The organism is Pseudomonas sp. ES1 (genome assembly GCF_050586605.1).
GTDB classification, from domain to species: Bacteria; Pseudomonadota; Gammaproteobacteria; order Pseudomonadales; family Pseudomonadaceae; genus Aquipseudomonas; species Aquipseudomonas sichuanensis.
Window position 1 is genome coordinate 24,697 of record NZ_JBOBDM010000018.1, and the last position, 15,196, is coordinate 39,892.

General features: G+C 63.0%; 13 protein-coding genes. 12 read left to right on the forward strand and 1 reads right to left on the reverse strand.

Going from position 1 to position 15,196, the window contains the following annotated elements:
- Positions 1–100 precede the first annotated feature (100 nt).
- Positions 101–1,651, reverse strand: a complete 1,551-nt coding sequence (norR, locus tag ACQ4N9_RS09910; protein WP_390968606.1) for a nitric oxide reductase transcriptional regulator NorR — start codon at positions 1,649–1,651, stop codon at positions 101–103.
- 154 nt (positions 1,652–1,805) lie between these two features.
- Here norR and hmpA point away from each other — a divergent pair, with 154 nt between their 5' ends.
- The 12 genes from hmpA (at position 1,806) to ACQ4N9_RS09970 (ending at position 15,134) form a co-directional block, all read left to right on the forward strand.
- Positions 1,806–2,984: an NO-inducible flavohemoprotein gene (gene hmpA / locus ACQ4N9_RS09915; RefSeq protein ID WP_390968608.1), complete on the forward strand. Its 1,179-nt coding sequence runs from the start codon at positions 1,806–1,808 to the stop codon at positions 2,982–2,984.
- Positions 2,985–3,509: 525 nt separating this feature from the next.
- Positions 3,510–4,028, forward strand: a complete 519-nt coding sequence (locus ACQ4N9_RS09920) for a disulfide bond formation protein B (protein WP_110995875.1) — start codon at positions 3,510–3,512, stop codon at positions 4,026–4,028.
- Between the two features lie 560 nt (positions 4,029–4,588).
- Positions 4,589–5,533 (forward strand): ubiquinol oxidase subunit II, encoded by a 945-nt coding sequence (gene cyoA / locus ACQ4N9_RS09925; RefSeq protein WP_390968610.1) that lies wholly within the window; start codon positions 4,589–4,591, stop codon positions 5,531–5,533.
- A 3-nt stretch (positions 5,534–5,536) separates the two neighbouring features.
- Positions 5,537–7,558: a cytochrome o ubiquinol oxidase subunit I gene (cyoB, locus tag ACQ4N9_RS09930; protein ID WP_110995873.1), complete on the forward strand. Its 2,022-nt coding sequence runs from the start codon at positions 5,537–5,539 to the stop codon at positions 7,556–7,558.
- A gap of 3 nt (positions 7,559–7,561) precedes the next feature.
- Positions 7,562–8,185, forward strand: a complete 624-nt coding sequence (gene cyoC / locus ACQ4N9_RS09935) for a cytochrome o ubiquinol oxidase subunit III (protein ID WP_110995872.1) — start codon at positions 7,562–7,564, stop codon at positions 8,183–8,185.
- A complete protein-coding gene (cyoD, locus tag ACQ4N9_RS09940) occupies positions 8,185–8,517 on the forward strand; it encodes a cytochrome o ubiquinol oxidase subunit IV (protein WP_110995871.1) in 333 nt (110 codons plus the stop codon). Before cyoC ends, cyoD begins: the two co-directional genes overlap by 1 nt.
- 11 nt (positions 8,518–8,528) lie before the next feature.
- On the forward strand, positions 8,529–9,416 hold the full coding sequence (cyoE, locus tag ACQ4N9_RS09945) for a heme o synthase (RefSeq protein ID WP_125465460.1): 888 nt from the start codon (positions 8,529–8,531) through the stop codon (positions 9,414–9,416).
- 175 nt (positions 9,417–9,591) lie between these two features.
- Positions 9,592–10,584 carry an L-tyrosine/L-tryptophan isonitrile synthase family protein gene (locus tag ACQ4N9_RS09950; RefSeq protein WP_390968613.1) on the forward strand — a complete coding sequence of 331 codons (993 nt, stop codon included), beginning with the start codon at positions 9,592–9,594 and terminating at the stop codon, positions 10,582–10,584.
- Entirely contained in the window at positions 10,584–11,294 is a 711-nt protein-coding gene (locus tag ACQ4N9_RS09955) for an HAD family hydrolase (RefSeq protein ID WP_390968615.1), read from the forward strand. Before ACQ4N9_RS09950 ends, ACQ4N9_RS09955 begins: the two co-directional genes overlap by 1 nt.
- Positions 11,295–11,317: 23 nt before the next feature.
- Positions 11,318–13,078, forward strand: coding sequence for an isocyanide synthase family protein (locus ACQ4N9_RS09960; RefSeq protein ID WP_430932757.1), 1,761 nt, complete (start codon positions 11,318–11,320; stop codon positions 13,076–13,078).
- Positions 13,079–13,340: 262 nt separating this feature from the next.
- On the forward strand, positions 13,341–14,549 hold the full coding sequence (gene alaC / locus ACQ4N9_RS09965) for an alanine transaminase (protein WP_110995869.1): 1,209 nt from the start codon (positions 13,341–13,343) through the stop codon (positions 14,547–14,549).
- A 201-nt stretch (positions 14,550–14,750) separates the two neighbouring features.
- The gene (locus ACQ4N9_RS09970; RefSeq protein ID WP_110994885.1) at positions 14,751–15,134 is read left to right on the forward strand and encodes a YkgJ family cysteine cluster protein; all 384 of its coding nucleotides are present in this window, start codon (positions 14,751–14,753) and stop codon (positions 15,132–15,134) included.
- Positions 15,135–15,196 lie beyond the last annotated feature (62 nt).

A 15,196-nucleotide genomic window follows, 5' to 3' on the forward strand; every position in this document is an offset into this window, starting at 1 on the left:
GCCATGTAGGGTTTCTACGAAAAGTCGCCGAGCGGCGATCAGGCAAGGCGAACCCTTACTGGTTCGCCTTGCCTGTGTCTGAATCAGCAACAGGTACTGCTTATTGCAGCCCCAGGCGCTTGGCGAGTCTACTGAGGTTGGCGCGGTCCAGCCCCAGCTCGCGTGCTGCCGCTGCCCAGTTGTGGTGATGACGTTGCAGGCAGGCCTCGATCAGTTGTCGTTGATAAGCATCCAGCGCTTCGCGCAGGCCGCCGTCTGGCACGCGGATGGCCAGGGGGGGCGCTACCTGCGTCACAGTACCGGGCAAGGCGGCTTGGCGCAGGTCCAAATCATCGCTGCTCAAGGTCAGGATGCGCGGCCGCTGTGCATGCCGCCCCAGGGCCTTCAACGCCGATCGCCCGATCAGGTGTTCCAGCTCTCGCACATTGCCCGGCCAGTCGTAAGCCTCGAGCGCCGCCTGCGCCTCGGCGGCCAACCGCAGGCTACCGAGGCCCAGCCGCGAACGGTTCTGTTCGAGGAAATACCCCGCCAGTAACAGCACATCACGGCCGCGCTCGCGCAGCGGCGGCACCTGCAACGGGTACACGCTGAGCCGGTGATAGAAGTCGGCGCGGAACTGCCCGCTGCGCACCTCTTCGGCGAGGTCGCGGTTGGTGGCGGCGATCAGGCGCACGTCCACCTGGTGATCGCGGTCCGAGCCCAGGCGCTGCAACTGGCCGCTCTGCAACACCCGCAGCAGCTTGGCCTGCACCGCCAAGGGCAGTTCGCCGACCTCGTCGAGGAACAGCGTGCCGCCGTTGGCCAGTTCGAACTTGCCGCGCCGTTCGCCATGGGCGCCAGTGAAGGCACCGCGCACGTGGCCGAACAGTTCGCTCTCTACCAGGGTGTCGGGCAGGGCGGCGCAATTGAGGCTGATCAAGGGCTTGTCGGCGCGCTTGCTGGCGCGGTGCAGGGCTTGGGCCACCAGCTCCTTGCCGACACCGGTTTCGCCGGTGATCAGCACGGTCAGGTCACTGCCGCCAACCAGGCGGATCTCTTCGACCAGGCGCTTGTGCGCCTTGCTCTGGCCGATCAGTTCCTTGTCCTGGCCGCTGGCCTGGCGGTATACCTCGGCGCGCTGGTGCTCGTCTTCGGCGCGCAGGGCCAGGTGCTCGATGCGCTCGGCCACGGTGACAGTGGCGGCGGCCAGGCTGGCGAAGGCCTGCAGGGCGTCCAGCTCCAGGCTCTGGAACTGCCCGGCGGTGAGGGCGTCGAGGGTCAGCAGGCCCCAGGGCTGCTCGTCGACCATCAGCGGGCAGCCCATGCAGTCGTGCACTTGCAGGTCGACATGTTCGGCATCGACCAGGCCGTCGTAGGGGTCGGGCAGCGGGCTGTCGCTGGGGAAGCGGGTCGGCTCGGGGCGGCTGAGCAGGGCCTGGAAGCGCGGGTGCTCGCTGACTCGAAAGCGCCGGCCCAGGGTGTCGGGCGACAAGCCATCCACCGCCAGCGGTACCAGCCATTCGCCATCCAGGCGCAGCAGCGCCGCAGCGTCGCACGGCAACAGGTCGCGCATGGCCTGGAGCAGGCGGCGGTAGCGTTCCTGGTCGGGCAGGTCGCAGGACAGGTCGCTGACCAGGGGCAGCAGGGCGGTGAGCAGGGGCTTTGCAGTCATATGGACTCCATTTGGTCGAAATGACTATACGCCTGAGTGTGTCTTTTTGACACTTATATGCTCAAGAGCCTGATTTTATTGGCTTTTAAAGTTGGCACGATTGCTGATAAGTCAAAGGCAATCATTCGAAGCCAAAGGCTCAGGAGTTGCAGCAATGCTCAATGCCGAACAACGTGCAATCATCAAGGCCACTGTTCCTCTGCTGGAAAGCGGCGGCGAAGCGCTGACCACCCACTTCTACAAGATGATGCTCAGCGAGTTCCCCGAGGTACGCCCGCTGTTTAACCAGGCCCACCAGGCCAGCGGCGACCAGCCCCGTGCCCTGGCCAACGGCGTGCTGATGTACGCCCGCCACATCGACAAGCTTGAACAGCTCGGTGGCCTGGTCGGCCAGATCATCAACAAGCATGTGGCCCTGCAGATCCTCCCCGAGCACTATCCGATCGTCGGCAGCTGCCTGTTGCGCGCCATCGAGGAAGTGTTGGGCAAGGAGATCGCTACCCCTGAAGTGATCGCCGCCTGGGGCGCCGCCTACGGCCAGCTGGCCGACATCCTGATCGGCGCCGAAGAGGGCCTGTACAAACAGAAGGAGGAAGCCGCCGGCGGCTGGCGTGGTGCCCGCGAGTTCCGCCTGGTGCGCCGCGAGCAGGAAAGCAGCGAGATCGTCTCGTTCTACTTCGCCCCGGTGGATGGCAAGCCGGTGCTCAAGGCCGAGCCGGGCCAGTACATCGGCCTGCAGCTGTTCATCGATGGCCAGGAGCAGCGCCGCAACTATTCGCTGTCGGCGCTGTGCGACGGCGAGCAGTACCGCATCAGCGTCAAGCGCGAAGCGGGCGGCAAGGTGTCCAACTACCTGCATGACGGGCTGATGGTGGGCGACACCCTGCAACTGTTCCCGCCGGCCGGCGACTTCACCCTGGCGGCCAGCGACAAGCCGCTGGTACTGATCAGCGGCGGCGTGGGCATCACCCCGACCTTGGCCATGCTCGAGGCTGCGTTGAAAACCCAGCGCCCGGTGCACTTCATCCACTGCGCACGCAATGGTGCGGTGCATGCCTTTGCCGACTGGATTGACGGCCTGGCTGCGCGTCACCCGCAGCTCAAGCGCTTTTATTGCTATGCCGAGGATGACGGTAGCCAGGCGGCTGATGCCGTGGGCCTGCTGAACCAGGAGCTGCTGGCCGAGTGGCTGCCACGCGAGCGTGATGTGGATGCCTACTTCCTGGGGCCGAAGGGCTTCATGGCAGCGATCAAGCGTCAGCTCAAGGCGATTGGTGTGCCGGAAGGGCAGAGCCGTTATGAGTTCTTCGGGCCGGCGGCGGCGCTGGAGTGATGCACTGATGTCATCGCGGGGCAAGTCGCACCGGCGCACCGCCGCTCCCACGCTCAACCCGTGGGAGCGGGCTTGCCCCGCGATGGATTTCATCCCAATCGCTGCGGTTCGGCGTTCTGTCGGGCCGGCAGCACCCGGATGCTCCGGCCGTGGGTAATCGAGAACGAAGCGGACGATGACATTCGGCGCTGCCGGCCTGGCCGAGCGCCGAACCGCAGCGATTGGGCCCAGCCTCTCTTCTATATAAGGAAGTGATGAACGCGGTTACACCCGCCTTCATCTTTAATCCTCCTTTAATCACTGTATCCTTCACTCCCGAGTGTCGAGGGGCTTGTCCCTGTCCGGCGCTCGGGCTGCCGTGTTTTTTACGCGCGGCAGTGAACCGAAACCGACACGCTCGGTCCTAGGTCATCAATGGATAGCCGCGCTCACCGTTCCTCGACGCAGTCACAGGTCCACTCCAGCGTGTAGACTTGGCGCCCCTCGGGCAGCCAGCGCTGCCACTCTCCATCGAAGGAATCGGCAATGAACGAACTCTCATCGCGCCTGAACCGCGAACGGCGCTTTCTGGTGCTCCTCGGCCTGATCTGCCTGGCCCTGATCGGCGGTGCCCTGTACATGCAGGTGGTGCTGGGCGAAGCGCCATGCCCGCTGTGCATCCTGCAACGCTACGCCTTGCTGTTCATCGCGATCTTCGCCTTCATCGCCGCGGCCATGCCCGGGCGTAAAAGCCTGACCCTGTTCGAGGCGCTGGTGGTGCTGAGCGCCATCGGTGGCATCGTTGCAGCCGGTAACCATGTGTATATACTCGCCAACCCGATGGTCAGCTGCGGCATCGACACCTTGCAGCCGATCGTCGATGACCTGCCGCTGGCCAAGCTCTGGCCGCTGGCCTTCCAGGTCGACGGCTTCTGCTCGACGCCCTACCCACCGATTCTCGGTCTGTCGCTTGCCCAGTGGGCCCTGTTGGCGTTCGTGCTGACGGCCATCCTGGTGCCGCTGGGGATCTACCGTAACCGTCGCCACGAACGCACCGTTCGTTAGACCAAAGTCCTTGTTTGACCCAGGTCTATTGCGCGACGAGATAAGTAGGAAATCAGCCCCCAGGGTTGCTCTGGATCAACCCTCAGGCCTTGCGCTACAAGGGTTTCAGGGCTACTGCGCAGGGTGCGACAAACTGTCGCGAAGTTGATTTTTGGGGTGCTATTGTTACAGATTCTGTAAAGGACTGTTGCTCAATAAGTCATAGTCAATGGGGGGCGACCTATCTACAATCGCCCCCAATTTCCGTTCGGCACTGCTTGCGAGTCGCAGGATTGAAGGAAGCCGCAGCGCTTTCTTATTGCTGACTTCGTCAAGTTTCGCCCAACGGCGATCCGGGCGGACACCCCTCCGCGTTTTCCCGCACCAAATGGACTTGGTCTGAAGTACAGGCCGTTTGCCTACGAAACCATAAAGCACCGTATACGCGCTCGCGCCCAGGTCCAGCAGTCGGACCCCAGGCAGGGGCGAATTCGGGCTCGAATTGCTGACGCTTGGCAGGACGAAGTGTTGGCTACCAAAACACAAATTGCATTGAAGCAAGCTGATCTAGAGGTCGTGAGATGAGTAAAAAGCGTTACCCCAGACTGTTTGGCATATTGCCCTTTTTAGGCATGCTTTTACTCAGTGGGTGCAACTGGACCCTGCTCGACCCGAAGGGCCAGGTAGGCATTGAGCAGAAGAACCTGATCCTGATCGCCACCGGCTTGATGCTGCTGGTGGTCATTCCCGTGATCATCATGACGCTGGCGTTCGCCTGGAAGTACCGTGCTTCCAACAAGTCCGCCACCTACACCCCTGACTGGTCGCACTCGACCAAGATCGAGGCCGCGGTGTGGATCATCCCGATCCTGATCATCATCGCCCTGGGTTACGTCACCTACCACTCCACCCACAAGCTGGACCCGTACCGTCCACTGGATTCCGATGTGAAGCCGGTGCAGATCGACGTGGTCGCGCTGGACTGGAAATGGCTGTTCATCTACCCGGAACAAGGCATTGCCACGGTCAACAAGATCGTCTTCCCGGCCAACACCCCGGTCAACTTCCGCGTCACCTCGGACGCCGTGATGAACTCGTTCTTCATCCCGGGCCTGGGCGGCCAGATCTACGCCATGGCTGGCATGACCACCAAACTGCACCTGATCGCCAACGAGAACGGTGAGTTTGACGGTATCAGCGCCAACTACAGCGGCGCCGGTTTCACCGGTATGAAATTCAAGGCAACCGCCACTTCGCAAGCTGACTTCGATGCTTGGGTCGCTGAAGTGAAGGCCTCGCCGAAGAAGCTGGACAAGGCCGAATACGAAGCCTTGGCCAAACCAAGCGAGTACAACCCAGTCGCGCTGTACAGCGAGGCTCCGGCTGACCAGTTCCAGCGCATCGTCGACAAGTACGAAGGCATGAACCGCGGCAAGCCGGTCCACGAAGAAGCAGGCAGCAAAGACCTGGCCACCACCAAGGGTGTGGAATCGAGTATGCAACCAGCTGCCGGTGCAGAGGAGTAAGAGATGTTCGGTAAATTAACTCTGGAGGCGATACCGTATCACGAGCCGATAGTCATGGTGACGCTTGCCATGATCGCGCTCGGTGGTATCGCTGTCGTTGGTGCCATCACCTATTTCCGCAAGTGGACCTACTTGTGGACCGAGTGGCTGACCACGGTCGACCACAAGAAAATCGGCGTGATGTACATCATCGTCGCTATGGTCATGCTGCTGCGCGGCTTCGCCGACGCCATCATGATGCGTACCCAGCTGGCTGCCGCTACCGGTGGCTCCGAAGGCTACCTGCCGCCTGAACACTATGACCAGATCTTCACCGCCCACGGTGTGATCATGATCATCTTCATGGCGATGCCGTTCTTCACCGGCCTGATGAACCTCGCGGTTCCTCTGCAGATCGGTGCACGTGACGTTGCCTTCCCGTTCCTGAACTCCCTGAGCTTCTACCTGCTGCTGGCAGGCGTGCTGCTGGTCAACATCTCGCTGGGCGTTGGTGAATTCGCCAAGACCGGCTGGGTTGCCTATCCGCCGCTCGCGGGCATTCAGTACAGCCCTGGGGTGGGTGTCGACTACTACATCTGGGCGCTACAGCTCTCAGGCTTGGGTACGACGCTTACCGGCGTGAACTTCCTCGTCACCGTGATGAAGATGCGCGCACCTGGCATGAAGCTGATGGACATGCCGATCTTCACCTGGACCTGCACCTGGGCCAACGTGCTGATCGTCGCTTCGTTCCCGATCCTGACCGCCGCACTCGCCCTGCTGACCGTTGACCGTTATCTGGACTTCCACATTTTCACCAACGAGCTTGGTGGGAACCCGATGATGTACGTCAACCTGTTCTGGGCCTGGGGTCACCCTGAGGTTTACATCCTGATCCTGCCGGCCTTCGGCGTGTTCTCGGAAGTGACTTCGACGTTCTCTGGCAAACGCCTGTTCGGCCACCACTCGATGATCTACGCATCGGGCGCCATCGCCATCCTCGGCTTTGCGGTCTGGCTGCACCACTTCTTCACCATGGGTGCCGGCGCCAGCGTCAACACCTTCTTCGGCCTGGCGACGATGCTGATCTCCATCCCGACCGGTGTGAAGCTGTTCAACTGGCTGTTCACCATGTACCAAGGCCGTGTGCGCTTCACCGCACCGATGCTCTGGACCCTGGGCTTCATGGTCACCTTCTCCATCGGTGGCATGACCGGCGTACTGCTGGCCGTTCCAGGTGCTGACTTCGTTCTGCACAACAGCCTGTTCGTTATCGCTCACTTCCACAACGTGATCATCGGTGGCGCGGTATTCGGCTACATCGCCGGTTTCGCCTTCTGGTTCCCGAAAGCCTTCGGTTTCACCCTGAACGAGAAGTGGGGCAAAGCTGCCTTCTGGTTCTGGCTGTCGGGCTTCTACGTTGCGTTCATGCCGCTGTACGCCCTGGGCTTCATGGGCATGACCCGTCGTCTGAACCACTCCGACAACCCACTGTGGGAACCCTACCTGTACGTAGCCGTTGTCGGCGCCGTGCTGATCCTGTTCGGTATCGCTTGCCAGCTGATCCAGATCTTCGTATCGGTTCGCGACCGCAAAGACAACATGGACGTCACTGGCGACCCATGGGGCGGCCGTACCATCGAATGGTCCACTTCGTCGCCACCTCCGTTCTACAACTTCGCTCACATGCCTGAGAAAGTTGGCCTGGACGCCTGGCACGAAGCCAAGGAAGCCGGCGTTGCGTACAAGGCTCCGGCCAAGTACGAAGCGATCCACATGCCGAGCAACACGTCCACCGGTCTGTTCATGGGTCTGTTCCTGACCGTGTTCGGCTTCGCCTTCATCTGGCACATCTGGTGGCTGGTGGGTGCGAGCCTGGTTGCGACCATCGCGGTCTTCGTTCGCCACGCTGCACGTGACGACCAGGGCTACATGGTTCCGGCCGAAGAAGTGGCGCGCATCGAAGGCGAGCGCATGAAGGCGCTGGCCAAGGCTGGTGTACTGCCTGCCGGCGGCGCACGTGTCGAATCGTTTGAACGGGTGTAATCAATGTCCAGTCAAGTAATCCACGGTGCTGCTCATGGTCACGACCATGGGCACGACGAGCACCACCACGACTCGGGCCAGATGACCGTCCTCGGTTTCTGGCTGTACCTGATGACCGACTGCATCCTGTTTGCGTCGCTCTTCGCCACCTACGCGGTGCTGTCCGGCGGTTTCGCCGGCGGCCCGTCGGGTCACGACATCTTCCAGCTCGACTTCGTGCTGGTTGAAACCGCGTTCCTGCTGCTGTCCTCGATCACCTTCGGCTTCGCCATGCTGAAGATGTTCGACGGCAAGAAAGCAGGTGTACTGGGCTGGTTGGCTGTGACCTTCCTGTTCGGTGCTGGCTTCATCGCGATGGAAATCTACGAGTTCCATCACCTGATCGCTGAGGGCTACGGCCCGCAGCGCAGCGGCTTCCTGTCGGCGTTCTTCGCGCTGGTCGGTACCCACGGTCTGCACGTGACCGCCGGTCTGATCTGGATGGCGATCATGATGTACCAGATCAACAAGCACGGCATCACGCCGACCGCCAAGACCCGCATGAGCTGCCTGAGCCTGTTCTGGCACTTCCTCGACGTGGTCTGGATCTGCGTATTCACCGTCGTCTACCTGCTGGGGGTTCTGTAATGGCTAACGCACACGACACTCATCACGAAGGCAGCCACGGCAGCGTGAAGTCCTACATGATCGGCTTCGTACTGTCGATCATCCTGACCGCGATCCCGTTCGGCCTGGTGATGTACCCAAGCCTGCCGAAGAACCTGACCGTCCTGATCGTGGTGGCCATGGCCGTCATCCAGGTGGTAGTGCACCTCGTGTACTTCCTGCACATGGACCGCTCGAAAGAGCAGCGTTCCAACGTGTCGACGTTCCTGTTCACCGTTCTGGTAATTGCACTGCTGGTCGGCCTGTCGCTGTGGATCATGTTCAGCATCCACTTCGAAATGATGGCCAAGTGAGGTAAGACTGCATGTCCGTGAAGCACTTTATCCAAATCACCAAACCGGGGATCATTTTCGGTAACGTGCTTTCCGTGGCAGGCGGGTTCTTCCTTGCCGCGAAGGGCCAAGTGGACTTCGCCCTGTTCCTGGCAGTGGTGATCGGTACCTCCCTGGTGGTCGCGTCCGGATGCGTGTTCAACAACTGCATCGACCGTGACATCGACCACAAGATGGAGCGCACCAAGAACCGCGTCATGGTGCAGGGCGGCATGTCGCTGCCCCTCGCGCTGATCTACGCCACCCTGCTCGGGGTGGCCGGTTTCAGCCTGTTGTATGTGCAGGCCAACCCACTGTCGGCGTTCTGCGCCCTGGTTGGCTTCGTGGTCTACGTCGGTTTCTACAGCCTCTGGCTGAAGCGCAAATCGGTGCACGGCACCCTGGTCGGCAGCCTGTCCGGTGCCATGCCTCCGGTGATCGGCTACTGCGCCGTGAGCAACAGCTTCGACCTCGCTGCAGTGACCCTGCTGGTGATGTTCAGCCTGTGGCAGATGCCGCACAGCTTCGCCATCGCCATCTTCCGCTTCAAGGACTACAGCGCCGCCAACATCCCGGTCCTGCCGGTGGCGCGCGGTATCCTCGCGGCGAAGAAGCAGATCGTGCTGTACGTGCTGGCCTTCGTGCTCGCCACCCTGATGCTGACCCTGGGCGGCTACGCCGGCCTGGGTTACCTCGCCGTGGCAGCCGCCATGGGCCTGTACTGGCTGTACATGGCCTGGGGCGGCTACAAGGCCGAGGACGACAGCAAGTGGGCGCGCAAGGTCTTCGGCTTCTCCATCCTCACCGTCACCGCCCTGAGCGTGATGATGGGTGTGGACAGCCAGACCGCAGCCGATGTGCTGATGACCTACGCACGCTGATACAGCGGGCTGTTACCCGAAAAACCCCGGCCTTGGCGCCGGGGTTTTTTTATGCCTTGGTAAAAATTCATCGGGGCGTGGTTGACATCGTCACCCGCTTTGCAGGACTTTATCCGCCGCGGGTCAGGATGACCCGGCGGCACAATTGCCGCGTTTTCAGACAAAGGAATGTTCCATGACCGATTCGAGCCTCGCTCTTTCGGCGTATGGCGCGTTGTTGCGCCAACGTCACCCCGCTGCGCCCATCGACACCGCCCTCGCCATCCTGCACTGCCTGTTCAGTCGCCGCAGCCTGGCGCCCGGGCAGGATCCTGCGCTGGACGAGCTGGCCCTCGCGCCGCACCTGCCCAAGGTCCTGGCCGCCCTCGAGCAGGGTCAGCCGATCGAGATGGTGCTGCCGGCTTTCCCAGGCAAGTCGCCCAATCGCCAGAAGACCCTCGGCCCGCTGCCCGACCTGGCCGAGCACCACGCCATCGATGAATTGCACAGGCTTTGTGAAGAGATCCGCGCGCTGCACGCACCGGGGGCGGTGATCCATATCTGCTCCGACGGCTATGTGTTCTCTGACCTGGTGCGGGTGCCCGACGCCCATGTCCAGGCCTACACCGACGATATCCAGCGCTACGCCGACCAGCACTACCCGGGCCGGTTCACCCTGTTCGACCTCAAGGACGCCTACCCGCAACTGGGCTGCCTGGACTCCATGCGCGAAGAGCTGATGATCGAGCACGGCCAGTCGCTGCGTACGTTGCAGCAGCGCTTCGAGTCCGAGGACCACATGATGCTGATGTACTGCGGCATCCACCGTTTCCTGTCGGAGGACTACGCCGGCCTTGCCGACTTTGCCGGCATGAGCATGAACGCGGTGAAGAAAGTGGCCAAGCCTGCCTCCCAGCGGGTGATCCAGCGCAGCGAAGCCTGGAGCGCGCTGCTGCAGGCGCGCTACCCGCACTGCCTGCGCCTGTCGATCCACCCGCAACTGGCCGTGTCGAGCAAGATCGGCATCCGCCTGGTGCCCACCAGCGACCTGTGGCGCACGCCCTGGCACTCGGTGGCGATCAAGCGCCGTGGCGTGGTTACCCTCGAGCGGCGCAGCAATGTCGACGAGCGCTATAGCCGCCTGGTGTTCCGTCGCGGTCGCCCCTGCCATTACGCGAGCGTGCAGTGATGGCGCGGTTGAGCGAAGCGCAAGCGGTGCTGTTCGACCTGGACGGCACCCTGGTGGACACCCTGCCGGACATTGCCTGGTGCCTCAATCAAGTACTGGCGCAGCACCAGTTGGCCGCGTTGCCCGAGGCACGCGTGCGCGCCCTGGTCGGCGGTGGCGTGGCCGCGATGATCGAACAGGTGGCGAGGGAGCAGGGGGCGTCGCACGCCGGGCGCCTGCTGGCTGACTACAGTGCCTGTTACCGTCAGCACCTGGTGCAGTTCTCGCGCCCCTATGCCGGGATCGAACGGCTGCTCGAAACCCTCACGGCGCGCGGCTTGCCCATCGCCGTGGTCACCAACAAGGCCCACGCCTTGGCCTTGCAAGTGCTGGAGCGGCTGCTGCCGGCCACGGCCTTTGCCGCGGTCATGGGGCACCAACCGGGGCAGCCGCTCAAGCCCGCTCCCGACGCTGCGCTGCTGGCTGCCGAGCGGCTCGGCGTGGCACCCGTGCATTGCCTGTTCGTCGGCGACACACCGGTCGACCTGCTGACGGCGCACGCTGCCGGCATGCCGGTGGTCGCCGCAGGTTGGGGTTATGGCGAGCCCGAGACGCTGCGTGCCCACGGCCCGCAGCTGTACTGCCAGACCCCCGACCAGTTGCTCGCGGCCTTGCGCCCGACAGCTGTTTCCCCCTTGAGCCAATCCATGGAACTGGCCGGCTCGTTGTAACACCACCAAAGGACGACACACAGATGCATGATCAAGACAGCTGGATCGCAGCCGTCAGCCAGGTGCTGGACGGTTATCTGCTCAAGGCCGAGGGCGATCGCTTCGCCGACAGCGGCAAGGCGCAACTGGCCCAGAGCCTGGCTCGCTGCTTCGAACGTGGCGAGCCGCTGCGCATGGTGCTGCCGGGCTTCCCCTGCAAATCGCCGAACGATCGCGACAAAACCTTCGGCGTGCTGCCGGACTACGGCGAGGTGATGGCCATCGAACGTCTCGACCGCCTCGGCCAGGAGATCGCCGCGCTGCACGCACCGGGTTGCGAGATCGTCATCCTCAGCGATGGCACCACCTTCAACGACATCGTCGGCGTGCCCGACGAGGTACGCCGCGCCTACAACCAGGCCCTGCGCAGCCTGTGCGTCACCCACTGCATCCGCTGGGTGAGCATGGAAGACCTGTTCCCCCAGGCCAGCAGCCCCGAGACGCTGCGCGCGACCTTGGTCAAGCAGGCGCGCCTGCCATGGAAGAACGTCGAGGCGTTGATCGAGCACTGCCAGGGCGACGAAACCCTGGCCCGCAGCCACGACAAGCTGTGCAGCCACCTGTACAACGATTTGCGCCTGTGTTGCGAGCCCGGCCAGGACCAGGACGAGCATCTGCGCCAGCTCTCCTACAAGGCCTACCAGATGATGCTGCGCGGGCAAGCGCTCAATGCGGCGGTCGATCGCTTCTTCCCCGAGCACATTCGCCTGTCGGTGCATCAGTACGACAACGCCGGGCCCAAGTTCACCCTGGCCCTGGCCGAGGGGTTGAGCCATGTCGTCAGCCCCTGGCACGCGGTGCCGGTGCGCCAGCTCGATGGCGGCCAGTCGCTGCGTGGCCGTGCCGAAATCGACAACGCTCGGCATGTGCAGGTGACCTGGCAAGGGCGGCCGTGGCTGCTGCATGAAACCAGCGGCGAGGCGCTGGAGGGCTACCGCTTCGAACTGCAGAAACTGCCGCTGTTCGGCCTGGTGGTCAGCGCCCCCACGGGGGAGGGGCCACAACGGCTGGCCACCGAGACCTTGCAGGCGCTGGTGCGCAGTTTCGGCTTCGTCTGCCTGAAGGGCTGCGAGTATCCCGAGCAGGGCGAGTTCGCCGCCGACTGCGCGCGCTTCGGCACCATCTACCGCTGGGCCTTTGGCGAGGTGCACGTGGTCAAGCCGGCCGAGCAGCCCCAGGGCGTGGTGCATTCGCTGGAGAAGACGCCGCTGCACTGGGACCTCAACCTGCTGCCCGACAGCGACCCGCTGGTGCAGCGCGACCCCAAGTTCTGCGCCCATACCTTCATGCTCTACTGCAAGACGCCGCCGCAACCCGGGGAAGGGCAGACCACCATCGTCGACAGCCGCAACGCCCTGCGTCAGGTCGGGCTCGAGGTGGCCCGGCAATGGCAGGGCGTCGACATCACCTACTACACGCGCATGACCTATTTCGGCGGTTCGCCACGTACCTATCCGCTGGTGGACCGCGACCCGCGCACGGGCGAGCCGGTGCTGCGTTACCAGGAAGGGTGCGAGTCGTCGCTGCAGACCCTCGAGCAGCAGGTGCAGGGCGGTGACGAGGCCTATCAGCGCCAGTTGATCGAACAGCTCGACGGGCTGGTGTACGACCCGCAGTGCCTGATCGCCCACGAATGGGCGGCGGGCGACCTGGTGCTGATCGACAACTACCAGACCCTGCACGGGCGCCTGCCCATGAGCGCGGCCTCGGCTTCGCGCGAGTTGTGGCGGGTGCAGGTTTATTGATTCATTGACCTGCCTGTGGGAGCGAGTTTGCCCGCGAGTTCGAGGGTGAATCCAGCGACGCATTCGCGGGTAAACCCGCTCCCACAGGGGACTCGTCAATTTTGAATTTTCTGTTTTTTCAAACTATGCGCCTGAAAAGTTTTGGAAAAACAGAAAATTATCCTTTGCGAAATTTACTTGGCGGGATTATCTTCTGATTCGGCCGCCGCAGCGGCCAACGTCGCTCGGACGGTTCCGGGCGCTTACGTCTCCAGAGGAAACCATGGCCAATCCAGGTTCGCCGCGCCGTTTCGCGCGCATCGATCGTCTGCCCCCTTACGTCTTCAACATCACCGCCGAGCTCAAGATGGCTGCCCGCCGCCGTGGCGAGGACATCATCGACCTGAGCATGGGCAACCCCGATGGCGCCACCCCGCCGCACATCGTCGAGAAGCTGGTGCAGGTCGCCCAGCGCGAAGACACCCATGGCTATTCCACCTCGCGCGGTATCCCGCGCCTGCGTCGGGCCATCTCCAACTGGTACAAGGACCGCTACGAGGTCGAGATCGACCCGGAGAGCGAAGCCATCGTCACCATCGGCTCGAAAGAGGGCCTGGCGCACCTGATGCTTGCCACCCTCGACCAGGGCGACACCGTGCTGGTGCCCAACCCCAGCTACCCGATCCACATCTACGGCGCGGTGATCGCCGGCGCTCAGGTGCGTTCGGTGCCGCTGGTGCCGGGCGTGGACTTCTTCAACGAGCTGGAGCGGGCGATCCGCGAGTCGATCCCCAAGCCGAAGATGATGATCCTCGGCTTCCCGTCCAACCCCACTGCCCAGTGCGTCGAGCTGGATTTCTTCGAGCGCGTGGTGGCCCTGGCCAAGCAGTACGACGTGCTGGTGGTGCACGACCTGGCCTACGCCGATATCGTCTACGACGGCTGGAAGGCGCCGTCGATCATGCAGGTGCCGGGGGCCAAGGACATCGCGGTGGAGTTCTTCACCCTGTCCAAGAGCTACAACATGGCCGGCTGGCGGATCGGCTTCATGGTCGGCAACCCGGAGCTGGTCAGCGCCCTGGCACGCATCAAGAGCTACCACGACTACGGCACCTTCACCCCGTTGCAGGTAGCGGCCATCGCCGCCCTGGAAGGCGACCAGCAGTGCGTGCGCGACATCGCCGAGCAGTACCGCCAGCGCCGCAACCTGCTGGTCAAGGGCCTGCACGAGATGGGCTGGATGGTCGAGAACCCTAAAGCGTCGATGTACGTATGGGCCAAGATCCCCGAACAGTACGCACACCTCGGTTCGCTGGAGTTTTCCAAGAAGCTGCTGGCCGAAGCCAAGGTCTGCGTGTCGCCAGGCGTCGGTTTCGGTGACTACGGCGATGACCATGTGCGCTTCGCCCTGATCGAGAACCAGGACCGCATTCGCCAGGCCATTCGCGGCATTCGCCAGATGTTCCGTGCTGATGGGCTGACCAGCAAGTAAGCAGGCCTGGCCTGATCGCGGGGCAAGCCCGCTCCCACGCCTTGCATCGCTTGCGTGGGAGCGGGCTTGCCCCGCGATGCGTTTACGCCGATCAGCGGCGATCTTTTTTTCATTCCCCCTCTTCTCAGCCAGTCGCGCCTGGATTACAAATAGCGCCGCGGGCGCTCGCCCCGATAACAACAACCTCCCTCCCTGGTCATCATGTCCGAACAGAACCCTTGCCTGACCTGCGGCGCCTGCTGCGGCTACTTTCGTGTGTCTTTCTTCTGGGGTGAATGCCAATCGGCCGGTGGCCTGGTGCCCGACGACCTGGTGGTGCAGATCAACCCCACCCGCGTCGCCATGATCGGCACCGACGCCAAGCCCTGCCGCTGTACCAGCCTGGGCGGCGAGATCGGCAAGCAGGTCGCCTGCGGCATCTACGAGAACCGCTCGAGCCCCTGCCGTGAATTCGAAGCATCCTGGGAGCATGGCGTGCACAACCCCAGCTGCGACGACGCCCGTGCGGCCTACGGCCTGCCACCCCTGACACCGCCTGGCGCCAACGAGCCGCATTGGCCGGATGACGGCGCCGAGGTTGCCTGAGGCCCAGGCGAAACGGTGAAGCGGTCACATTCTGGCGATTGGCCATGACCGCTTGTCGGATG

Coding starts and splice junctions, on each gene's coding strand:
- norR (WP_390968606.1), bottom strand. CDS start 1,651: ATGACTGCAAAGCCCCTGCTCACCGCCCTGCTGCCCCTGGTCAGCGAC.
- hmpA (WP_390968608.1), top strand. CDS start 1,806: ATGCTCAATGCCGAACAACGTGCAATCATCAAGGCCACTGTTCCTCTG.
- ACQ4N9_RS09920 (WP_110995875.1), top strand. CDS start 3,510: ATGAACGAACTCTCATCGCGCCTGAACCGCGAACGGCGCTTTCTGGTG.
- cyoA (WP_390968610.1), top strand. CDS start 4,589: ATGAGTAAAAAGCGTTACCCCAGACTGTTTGGCATATTGCCCTTTTTA.
- cyoB (WP_110995873.1), top strand. CDS start 5,537: ATGTTCGGTAAATTAACTCTGGAGGCGATACCGTATCACGAGCCGATA.
- cyoC (WP_110995872.1), top strand. CDS start 7,562: ATGTCCAGTCAAGTAATCCACGGTGCTGCTCATGGTCACGACCATGGG.
- cyoD (WP_110995871.1), top strand. CDS start 8,185: ATGGCTAACGCACACGACACTCATCACGAAGGCAGCCACGGCAGCGTG.
- cyoE (WP_125465460.1), top strand. CDS start 8,529: ATGTCCGTGAAGCACTTTATCCAAATCACCAAACCGGGGATCATTTTC.
- ACQ4N9_RS09950 (WP_390968613.1), top strand. CDS start 9,592: ATGACCGATTCGAGCCTCGCTCTTTCGGCGTATGGCGCGTTGTTGCGC.
- ACQ4N9_RS09955 (WP_390968615.1), top strand. CDS start 10,584: ATGGCGCGGTTGAGCGAAGCGCAAGCGGTGCTGTTCGACCTGGACGGC.
- ACQ4N9_RS09960 (WP_430932757.1), top strand. CDS start 11,318: ATGCATGATCAAGACAGCTGGATCGCAGCCGTCAGCCAGGTGCTGGAC.
- alaC (WP_110995869.1), top strand. CDS start 13,341: ATGGCCAATCCAGGTTCGCCGCGCCGTTTCGCGCGCATCGATCGTCTG.
- ACQ4N9_RS09970 (WP_110994885.1), top strand. CDS start 14,751: ATGTCCGAACAGAACCCTTGCCTGACCTGCGGCGCCTGCTGCGGCTAC.